Raw genomic sequence first — 9,829 nt, 5'->3', positions numbered from 1 at the left:
GGCGGTGGTCACCAACGGCTCGGCGGTGCTCGGCCTCGGCGACATCGGGCCGCTCGCAGCGAAGCCGGTGATGGAGGGCAAGGCGGTGCTCTTCAAGAAATTCGCCGGCATCGACTGCTTCGACCTCGAGCTCGACGCGCGCACGCCCGAACAGCTCGCCGAGATCGTCTGCGCGCTGGAGCCGACCTTCGGGGCGATCAACCTCGAGGATATCAAGGCGCCCGACTGTTTCGTCGTGGAGCGGATCTGCCGCGAGCGGATGAACATCCCGGTCTTTCACGACGACCAGCACGGCACCGCCATCGTCGTGGGCGCCGCGGCCACCAACGCGCTGCGCGTGACCGGCAAGCGGTTCGAGGACATCAAGGTGGTCTCGACGGGGGGGGGCGCGGCCGGGATCGCCTGCCTGACCATGCTGCTCAAGCTGGGCGTGAAACGCGAGAACATCTGGCTCTGCGACATCCACGGCCTCGTCCACGAGGGCCGCGAGGTGGACATGAACCCCGAGAAGGCCGCCTTCGCGCAAGCCTCCGACAAGCGCAGCCTCGCGGAGGTGATCGAGGGGGCGGATCTCTTCCTCGGGCTCTCGGGGCCGAAGGTGCTCACGCCCGGGGACGTGGCGAGGATGGCCGATCCGCCGATCCTCTTCGCGCTCGCCAACCCGGTGCCGGAGATCATGCCGGAAGAGGCGCGCGCCGTGGCGCCCGACGCGATCATCGCCACCGGGCGGAGCGACTACCCCAACCAGGTCAACAACGTCCTCTGCTTTCCCTTCATCTTCCGCGGCGCGCTCGACGCGGGCGCGAGCGAGATCAACGACGCGATGCAGATCGCCTGCATCGAGGGGATCGCCGAGATCGCGCGCCAGACCACCAGCGCCGAGACGGCGGCGGCCTACCGCGGCGAGGCGCTGACCTTCGGGCGCGACTACCTGATCCCCAAGCCCTTCGACCCGCGGCTCTCGGGCGTGGTGGCGACCGCCGTGGCGAAGGCCGCGATGGAGAGCGGCGTGGCCGCGCGGCCGATCGCCGATCTCGACGCCTACAAGCGCCGGCTCGAGGCGAGCGTCTTCCGCTCGGCGCTCGTCATGCGGCCGGTCTTCGAGGCCGCGGCGACCGCGCGCCGGCGCATCGTCTTCGCCGAGGGCGAGGACGAGCGCGTGCTGCGTGCCGCGCAGGCGATCCTCGAGGACACGACCGAGACCCCCATCCTGATCGGACGGCCCGAGGTGATCGCGCGCCGGGCAGAACGGTACGGGCTCGACATCCGCCCCGGCCGCGAGGTCGCGATCGTGAACCCGGAAAACGACCCGCGTTACCGCGACTACTGGCAGACCTACCACGAGCTGATGGCGCGGCGCGGCGTCACCCCGGACATCGCGCGTGCGATCATGCGCACCAACACCACCGCGATCGGCGCGGTCATGGTCCAGCGCGGCGAGGCCGACAGCCTGATCTGCGGCACCTTCGGCGAATACCGCTGGCACCTGAACTACGTCACGCAGGTGCTCGGCCGCGGGGGCCTGCGGCCGCACGGGGCGCTTTCGCTGATGATCCTCGAGGACGGGCCGCTCTTCATCGCCGACACCCATGTGCACACCGAGCCCGCGCCCGCGCAGATCGCCGAGGTGGCGACGGGCGCGGCGCGTCACGTCCGGCGCTTCGGCCTCACCCCCAACGTCGCGCTCTGCTCGCAGTCGCAGTTCGGCGCGATGGCCGAGGGCACCGGCGCGCGCCTGCGCGAGGCGCTGGCGGTGCTCGACGCGCGGGAGGCAGATTTCGCCTACGAAGGCGAGATGAACATCGACGCCGCGCTCGACCCGGAGCTCCGCGCGCGGGTCTTTCCCGAGAACCGGATGCAGGGCGCGGCGAACGTGCTGGTCTTCGCCCATGCCGACGCGGCCTCGGGCGTGCGCAACATCCTGAAGATGCGGGCCGGCGGACTGGAAGTCGGGCCGATCCTGATGGGCATGGGCAACCGGGCGCATATCGTGACGCCCGCGATCACCGCCCGCGGGCTTCTCAACATGGCCGCGATCGCGGGCACGCCGGTGGCGCACTACGGCTGACGGGCCACGCCGCGTCGCGGAGGGGGGCGCTGCCCCCCTCGCCCCTGCCGGGGCTCACCCCCCGGGATATTTGCGTCCAAGAAGAAGGGCCGGGACGCCGCGGGCGTTCGCAGCCGGGAGCGCGGTGGTTCAGCCCGCGGAGCTCTCCGGCGCCTCGAACTGCATCCGGTGGAGCCGGGCGTAGGCGCCGCCCTGCGCCAGAAGCTCCCCGTGCCGCCCGGTCTCGACCACGCGTCCGTCCTCCATGACCACGATGCGGTCCGCGTTGCGCACCGTCGAGAGGCGGTGCGCGATGACGAGCGTCGTGCGCCCCTCGGTCAGCCGGTCGAGCGCCGCCTGCACCACCTTCTCGGAGGCGGTGTCGAGCGCCGAGGTGGCCTCGTCGAGGAGAAGCACCGGCGTGTCGCGCAGGAGCGCGCGGGCGATGGCAACACGCTGGCGCTGCCCGCCGGAGAGATTGGACCCGCGCGGGCCCACCGGCGTGTCGAGCCCGTTGGCCAGCCGGGGCAGGAAGTCGCTCACATGCGCCGCGTCGAGCACCTCCTGAAGGTGCCCTGGCGCCACGTCCTCGCGCCCGAGCAGGATATTCTCGCGCAGCGTCTCGTCGAAGAGGAGAGCATCCTGCGTGACGACCGAGAAGAGGCGCCGCAGGTCGCCGAGGTCGAGATCCTGCACCGCGACACCGCCCACCGTCACCTGCCCGGCCTGCGGATCGGCGAGCCGCGTCAGCAGGCTGAAGACGGTCGATTTCCCCGCCCCCGAGGCCCCCACCAGCGCCGTCGTTTTCGCAGCCTCGGCCGTGAAGCTTGCCCCGCGCAGCGCCGGCGTGTCGCCGTAGGCGAGGTGCACGTCCTCCAGCACGATGTCCGGCACCGCCTCGGGGCGCAGGGCCGGGCGCGCCGGCGAGGTGAGCGATGGCTCGAGGGACAGGAGTTCGCGAATGCGCTCGACGCTGGCCGCGGCGGTCTGCCAGACGCCGGCGATGTTGCCGAGCCGGCGCACCGGCTCGAAGGCGAGGCCGATCGCCGTGAAGAAGGACATGAAATCGCCCACGGTCTTCTCCCCCGAGAGGATCTCGCCGCCGCCGTAGAAGAGCACCCCCATGAAGCCGAGGCCGGCCATCACGTCGATCATGCCGGAGATGGTCGCCTTGCCGGCCGCGGCCCGCGTTTCGGTGGCGATGCGCCGGCGCGTCAGGCGGTCGTAGCGCGCGGCCTGATACTCTTCCAGCGTGTTGAGCTTGACCGGCACGATGCCCAGAAAGATCTCGTTCAGCCGGGTGGAGAGGCCCGCGGCCACGTCCCGGGCCCGGCGCGCCTGCGCGCGGGTGTAGCGCTGCAGCAACAGGAGCGGCACCACCACCAGGGGCGCGCCCACACAGGCGATCAGGGTCCAGCGCCAGTCCACCCCGAAGGCCACGGCGAAGAGCGCGACGACCGACACCGCGTCGCGCCCCGCCCCGGTCAGGATCGTTCGCCAGACCTGACCGAGGGCGTTCACGTCGCCCTCGATCCGCTGCATCAGGTACCCGGGGGGATGCGTCTGATGGAAACTCCCGTCGAGGCGCATCAGGTGACCGACCAGATCGCGCCGGATGTCGGCGGACGACAGCTCGGCGAGCCGGGTGAGAAGCACGCGCTGGATGACGGCCGACAGCCCGCGCACGGCGAAGATGGCGAAGAAGGCGAGGCCGACCCAGGGGATCGCGTCGGCGTCGCCGCCGACGAAGATGCGGTCGAACATGGGCTTCATCATCCAGCTCAGAAGCCCGAGCATGCTGCCTTCGAGCGCCATGAAGACGAGCGCGACCGAGAGCATCGGCCAGCGCGGCCGGAGGTAGCGCCGCCAGAGCCAGGCGAAGAGCCCGCGGGTGTACGCCGCGTCAGGTGCCGTCATGCGACCTCGTGGGCCGGGCGGCGCGCGTCGAAGCCCGCCTGGATCGCCTGCGGATCGTATTCCCGCGCGATCCAGTCCTCGAAGCGGATCGGCCCGCGCGCCTGCCGGGCCTCGTAGACCTCTAGGATATAGTCCTGAACGCCCGTTTTCGTGGATTTCAGGTGGATGTAGCGCAGGCCGAGCTGCTTCTTCGCCTCGGAGACCGGCACGCCCTCGAAGACCATGAGATAGGCCGCAGCGGCGAAGCCCGCCCGATCGGCGCCGGATTTGCAATGAAACAGGAAGGGCCGCTCCGCGCGGCGCATCGCCGCGATCACATCCAGAATCCAGTCCGCCGGCACCGCGCGGCGCGCGCGCAGCTTCGTATCGACGAGCGTCAGGCCCAGCGCCGTGCAACTCTCGCGCTCGAAGAGGTAGTGGGCGTAACGGTCGGCGCCGCGCAGGTTGATGACGGTCCGGACGCCCATGTCGCGGTAGCGGCGAAAGCGCGCGTGCGTCGGCTGGTTGGAGCGGTAGACACCGGGCGCGATCTCGAAGAAGTTGGTCCAGACCGTGCGCAGGAAGGCGTGGTCGAAGAGGCAGTAATGCACGCAGGCGGCCCGGCGCCCCGCCGGGGTCGAGATGTCGAAACCGAAACTGCGACGCATGCGACGCTCGGTCTGGTCGAACCAGCGGGACAGTCTCATCAGCATCGCAGGCGCACCCGTCATCCTGATCGGCGGTGTAGAGGCTCCACCCCGGGCTGGCAAGCGCGGCCGGCGGGCGTTGACGCCGGCACCGCGACGGCTAATGTCGCGCGGCCACGGACGGAGACGCCAGCATGAGCCTTGCCCAGGGCCGCCCCTACCTCGCCATTCCCGGCCCCTCGGTCGTGCCGGATCGTGTGCTCGCCGCGATGCACCGCCCGGCCCCCAACATCTACGAGGGGGACCTCATCGAGATGACCGCCGGCATCGCCCGCGACCTGCGCGCGGTGGCGCGCACCGCGGGCGACGTGGCCATGTACGTCGCGAACGGGCACGGTGCCTGGGAGGCGGCGCTCGCCAACACGCTCGCGCCGGGGGCGAAGGTGCTCGTGCTGGCCACGGGGCGCTTCGGCCACGGCTGGGCGGAGATGGCCGAGGCGATGGGCTACGAGGTGGAGCTTCTCGACTTCGGCAAGCGCACCCCGGCCGACCCGGAGCGTTTGCGCGCCGCGCTTCGCGCCGACGCAGGCGGGCGTATCGGCGCAGTGCTGGCGACGCATGTGGACACGGCGACCTCCGCGCGCAACGACATCGCGGCGCTGCGGCAGGTGCTGGAGGAGACCGGACACGGCGCGCTCCTGATGGCGGACTGCATCGCCTCGCTCGCCTGCGACCGCTTCGAGATGGACGAATGGGGCGCGGACGTGATGGTGGCGGGCAGCCAGAAGGGGCTGATGGTGCCCCCGGGCATGGCCTTCGTGTTCTTCAACGCGCGCGCCGCGGAGGCCCGGGCACGGCTGCCGCGCGTCTCGCGCTACTGGGACTGGGCGCCGCGCGCCGCGCCGGAGCAGTTCTACCAGTATTTCGGCGGCACCGCGCCGACGCATCACCTCTACGGCCTGCGGGAAGCGCTCGACATGATCGCCGAGGAGGGGCTGGAACACGTCCTCGCCAGGCATGCGACGCTCGCCCGCGCGATCTGGGCCGCCTGCGCGCGCTGGGGCGAGGGCGGGCCGATGGAGCTCAACATCGCCGAGCCGGCGCACCGGAGCCACGCGGTCACGGCGCTTCGGATCGGCGCGCCGCACGGCGCGCGCCTGCGCGAGTGGATGGCGCGCGAGGCCGGGGTGACCCTCGGCATCGGTCTCGGCATGGCCGAGCCGGGCACGCCGGAGGCCGGGGGATTCTTCCGGATCGGGCACATGGGACATCTGAACGCGCACATGGTGCTCGGGCTGCTCGCCTCGCTCGAGGCCGCGATGCACGCGCTCGACATCCCCTTCGCGCCCGGCGGGGTCGCTGCCGCCGCCGAGGTGGTCGGCCACGCCGGGGCCGAGGGGGGCCATCGCGCGGCGGGCTGAGGCGGCTGCAGGCCGCGGAACCCGCAGTAACGTCCCTCCGTTGATCGGACGCAGCGCCCCGGATTCCCACGGGGCCGATCGCCCAACCACGGAGGACGACATGACACGGAGGACGACCGCACTGCTCGCGACGACGGCGCTCGCCGCCGCCCCTCTCGCCGCGCAGGAGCAGGAAGAGCCCGACTCGCCCATCGACGCCGCAGAGATCGTGCCGCTGAACACCTGGACCTACGACGAGCTTTACGCCGACGGCATGAGCGCGGAGCGCTTCATCGACGACATGCGCGTCGAGGACCCCTCCGGCGAGCGCATCGGCGACATGGAGGACATCATCCTCGACCCGGAGGGCGAGATCATCTCCGTGGTCGCCGAGGTGGGCGGGATCTGGGACATCGGCGACACGCATGTGAGCGTGCCCTACGACCAGATCGAGATCCTCGAGGAAAACGACACGGTGCGCCTGCCCGTTACCGAGGACAACGTCTCGGACTTCGGGATGGACGCGGAGGCCTTCGCGCCGCAGACGATGGAGGACCAGCCCGTCCCCGGGATGGATGACGAAACCCTTGCACCGCGCGCGTGGCGCGCCACCGAGATGATCGGGGACTACGCCCGGCTGCGCGACGACGGCGAGAGCCTCGTGAACTACGGCTACGTCAGCGATCTCATCCTGCAGGACGGCGCGATCGAGGCCGTCGTGGTGCAGCCCAACGCGACCTACGGCGCCGTCGGCTACCGCGCCTATCCCTATTACGGCTACACGGACGGCTACGGCTGGTCCGCCGGGAGCCCGTATTACGACATGCCCTACGGCACCGAAGATCTCGGCGAGGTCGAGACCTTCGACTACGGCGATCTCAGCAGCTGAGGCATGACCGGCGCAGGGGCCCCGGGCCCGACGGCCCGCGGTTCGGGATGCCGGCCCGTGCGCGCCCGGCGCATCGGTAGGGTGCGTGCGTGCACGCACCTTACGTGCCGTCCGGGCGGTGCGTGGTGACCGCGCACGCGACAGACGTGACCGTCAGGCCCGCGACCTCGGGCCGTGGACGGCGGCGTCAGTGTGTCCACATGCCCCGGCGATCGGTGGCGAAGTTCTCGCCGTACCCGCGGTGGCGCACGTTCGTCCGGCGCTTGTGCGGCTCGAAGACCTGCGCGTCGATGCCGTGCTCGCGGGCGTACTCGATCGCGGCCTCTTTCGTGTCGAAGGTCAGCCGGACCTGCGCCTGCGTGTCGGCGGACGATGTCCAGCCCATCAGCGGATCGATCTCGCGCCGGGTCTCGGGCACGAACTCCAGCACCCAGTGCTTCGTCTTCGCCGTCCCGGAGGAGGTGGCGGAGCGGGCGGGTTGGTAGATACGCGCACGCATGGGATCCTCTCACGTCGGTTCCGGGCCAGATATGGACCAGCGACCGTGGCCCGACAAGAGCCGCCGCGGTCGAGACGTCGGGCACCGGCAGACCTTGGCCATCCGGCCTTTCGCGGGGAGCGAGGGGTGGGTAATGTGCGATCGGCCGAAGGCCAAGGAGCTGCTTGCGGGTAAATGATACATCTTAGGTGTCGCTTGACGCAAACGGAATCCATTGCCCTCCACAGGATCGGCCCGTCTTGAATCGCAGCCCGCCGACGCCAGCTAGTGATTCTCCGAAGGAGTGCCCGATGTCAGACGCCGTGCTGCACGCCCCTGCCCCCGATGTGCGCGCCCGCCCCAAGCTCGAGGGCGGCAGGCGCTTCGTCATGCAGACCGACTTCGCGCCCGCCGGCGACCAACCGACGGCGATCGCCGAACTCTCGGAGGGCGTCCTCTCCGGCGAGCGCGAACAGGTGCTGCTCGGCGCCACCGGCACCGGCAAGACCTACACCATGGCCAAGATCATCGAGGAGACGCAGAGGCCGGCCATCATCCTCGCCCCGAACAAGACGCTCGCGGCGCAGCTTTACGGCGAATTCAAGGGCTTCTTCCCCGACAACGCGGTCGAGTACTTCGTCAGCTACTACGATTACTACCAGCCCGAGGCCTATGTCCCGCGCTCCGACACCTTCATCGAGAAGGAGGCGCAGATCAACGAACAGATCGACCGGATGCGCCACTCGGCCACCCGGGCGCTTCTGGAACGCGACGACGTGGTGATCATCGCCTCGGTCTCCTGCATCTACGGCATCGGCTCGGTCGAGACCTACGGCGCGATGACGCAGGACCTCAAGGCGGGCGAGAGCTACGATCAGCGCGCGATCATCGCCGATCTCGTCGCCCAGCAGTACAAGCGCAACGACCAGGGCTTTCAGCGCGGCACCTTCCGCGTGCGCGGCGACGTGATCGAGCTCTGGCCCGCCCACCTCGAGGATCGGGCGTGGCGCTTCAGCTTCTTCGGCGAGGAGCTCGAGGGAATCGCCGAGTTCGACCCCCTGACCGGAGAGCGCTCCGGCACCTTCGACCACGTGCGGATCTACGCCAACTCGCACTACGTCACCCCGAAGCCCACGCTTCAGCAGGCGATGACCCAGATCCGCAAGGAGCTGCGCCAGCGCCTCGACCAGCTGGTGAACGAGGGCAAGCTCCTCGAGGCGCAGCGCCTCGAGCAGCGCACCAACTTCGACCTCGAGATGATGGAGGCCACCGGCGCCTGCAACGGGATCGAGAACTACTCGCGCTACCTGACGGGCCGCGCACCGGGCGAGCCGCCGCCGACCCTCTTCGAGTTCATCCCCGACAGCGCGATCGTCTTCGCCGACGAGAGCCACGTCAGCGTGCCGCAGATCGGCGGCATGTACCGCGGCGACTACCGGCGCAAGTTCACCCTTGCGGAGCACGGCTTCCGCCTGCCCTCCTGCATGGACAACCGCCCCCTCAAGTTCGAGGAATGGGACGCGATGCGGCCCCAGTCGGTCTTCGTCTCCGCCACGCCGGGGCCGTGGGAGATGGAGCAGACCGGCGGCGTCTTCACCGAGCAGGTGATCCGGCCAACCGGCCTTCTGGACCCGCCGGTGGAGATCCGGCCCGTGGCGACGCAGGTGGACGACCTGCTCGACGAGGTGCGCAAGGTCTCGGCGAAGGGCTACCGCACCCTCTGCACGACGCTGACGAAGCGCATGGCCGAGGACCTGACCGAATACCTGCACGAACAGGGGATCAGGGTCCGCTACATGCACTCCGACATCGACACCATCGAGCGCATCGAGATCCTGCGCGACCTGCGCCTCGGCGCCTTCGACGTGCTGGTGGGCATCAACCTCCTGCGCGAGGGGCTCGACATCCCCGAATGCGGGCTGGTGGCGATCCTCGATGCCGACAAGGAGGGGTTCCTGCGCTCCGAGACCTCGCTCATCCAGACCATCGGCCGCGCCGCGCGCAACGCCGAGGGCAAGGTGGTGATGTATGCCGACAAGGTGACCGGCAGCATGGAGCGCGCCATCGCCGAGACGGACCGCCGCCGCGCCAAGCAGATCGCCTACAACGAGGAACACGGCATCACGCCCGCGACCGTGAAGAAGAACGTCGAGGACATCCTCGCCGGGCTCTACAAGGGCGACGTGGACATGAACCGCGTCACCGCGCAGGTCGAGACACCGATGGCCGGCGCCAACCTGCAGGCCCACCTCGACGGCCTGCGCGAGGAGATGCGCAAGGCCGCCGAGAACCTCGAGTTCGAGGAGGCCGCGCGCCTGCGCGACGAGGTCAAGCGGCTCGAAGCGGTCGACCTCGCCGTCCACGACGACCCGCTGGCCCGGCAACAGGCGGTGGAGAAGGCGAGCGACGAGGCCGTGGGCAAGCGCGGCCGGTCCACAGGCGGACGCGCGGGGCAGCGTGGGGGGAATGTGA

At 70.2% G+C, this 9,829-nt stretch carries 7 protein-coding genes; 4 read left to right on the top strand and 3 right to left on the bottom strand.

Annotation, left to right across the window (positions count from 1 at the left end):
• Nucleotides 1-2,068, top strand: a 2,068-nt coding sequence (locus tag ACESL7_RS08820) for an NADP-dependent malic enzyme (RefSeq protein WP_372892950.1), incomplete at its 5' end; no start/stop codon positions are given.
• 129 nt (nt 2,069-2,197) lie between these two features.
• Here ACESL7_RS08820 and ACESL7_RS08815 read toward each other — a convergent pair.
• Both ACESL7_RS08815 and ACESL7_RS08810 read right to left on the bottom strand, forming a co-directional pair.
• Nucleotides 2,198-3,964 carry an ABC transporter ATP-binding protein gene (locus ACESL7_RS08815; RefSeq protein WP_372892949.1) on the bottom strand — a complete coding sequence of 589 codons (1,767 nt, stop codon included), beginning with the start codon at nt 3,962-3,964 and terminating at the stop codon, nt 2,198-2,200.
• Nucleotides 3,961-4,656, bottom strand: a complete 696-nt coding sequence (locus ACESL7_RS08810; protein WP_372892948.1) for a phosphatase domain-containing protein — start codon at nt 4,654-4,656, stop codon at nt 3,961-3,963. Before ACESL7_RS08810 ends, ACESL7_RS08815 begins: the two co-directional genes overlap by 4 nt.
• Before the next feature lie 128 nt (nt 4,657-4,784).
• Between ACESL7_RS08810 and ACESL7_RS08805 the strand changes: the two genes are divergently transcribed.
• Both ACESL7_RS08805 and ACESL7_RS08800 read left to right on the top strand, forming a co-directional pair.
• Entirely contained in the window at nt 4,785-6,011 is a 1,227-nt protein-coding gene (locus ACESL7_RS08805; protein ID WP_372892947.1) for a pyridoxal-phosphate-dependent aminotransferase family protein, read from the top strand.
• Nucleotides 6,012-6,111: 100 nt separating this feature from the next.
• Complete coding sequence (locus ACESL7_RS08800) at nt 6,112-6,879, top strand: PRC-barrel domain-containing protein (protein ID WP_372892946.1); 768 nt, start codon at nt 6,112-6,114, stop codon at nt 6,877-6,879.
• A gap of 187 nt (nt 6,880-7,066) precedes the next feature.
• On the opposite strand, the gene ACESL7_RS08795 is transcribed toward ACESL7_RS08800, so the two are convergent.
• The gene (locus ACESL7_RS08795; RefSeq protein ID WP_372892945.1) at nt 7,067-7,378 is read right to left on the bottom strand and encodes an ETC complex I subunit; all 312 of its coding nucleotides are present in this window, start codon (nt 7,376-7,378) and stop codon (nt 7,067-7,069) included.
• Nucleotides 7,379-7,668: 290 nt separating this feature from the next.
• Here ACESL7_RS08795 and uvrB point away from each other — a divergent pair.
• A partial coding sequence (gene uvrB, locus ACESL7_RS08790; RefSeq protein ID WP_372892944.1) for an excinuclease ABC subunit UvrB occupies nt 7,669-9,829 on the top strand: 2,161 nt, incomplete at its 3' end.

Source organism: Rhodosalinus sp. (assembly GCF_041685465.1).
Taxonomy (GTDB): domain Bacteria; phylum Pseudomonadota; class Alphaproteobacteria; order Rhodobacterales; family Rhodobacteraceae; genus Rhodosalinus.
The sequence above is the reverse complement of the archived record's forward strand: the minus strand, read 5'-3'. Positions and strand labels throughout refer to the sequence as shown.

Bases quoted from the DNA above. Each gene is read 5' to 3' on its own strand.
- ACESL7_RS08815 (WP_372892949.1), bottom strand. From the start codon at position 3,964: ATGACGGCACCTGACGCGGCGTACACCCGCGGGCTCTTCGCCTGGCTC.
- ACESL7_RS08795 (WP_372892945.1), bottom strand. From the start codon at position 7,378: ATGCGTGCGCGTATCTACCAACCCGCCCGCTCCGCCACCTCCTCCGGG.
- ACESL7_RS08805 (WP_372892947.1), top strand. From the start codon at position 4,785: ATGAGCCTTGCCCAGGGCCGCCCCTACCTCGCCATTCCCGGCCCCTCG.
- ACESL7_RS08810 (WP_372892948.1), bottom strand. From the start codon at position 4,656: ATGCTGATGAGACTGTCCCGCTGGTTCGACCAGACCGAGCGTCGCATG.
- ACESL7_RS08800 (WP_372892946.1), top strand. From the start codon at position 6,112: ATGACACGGAGGACGACCGCACTGCTCGCGACGACGGCGCTCGCCGCC.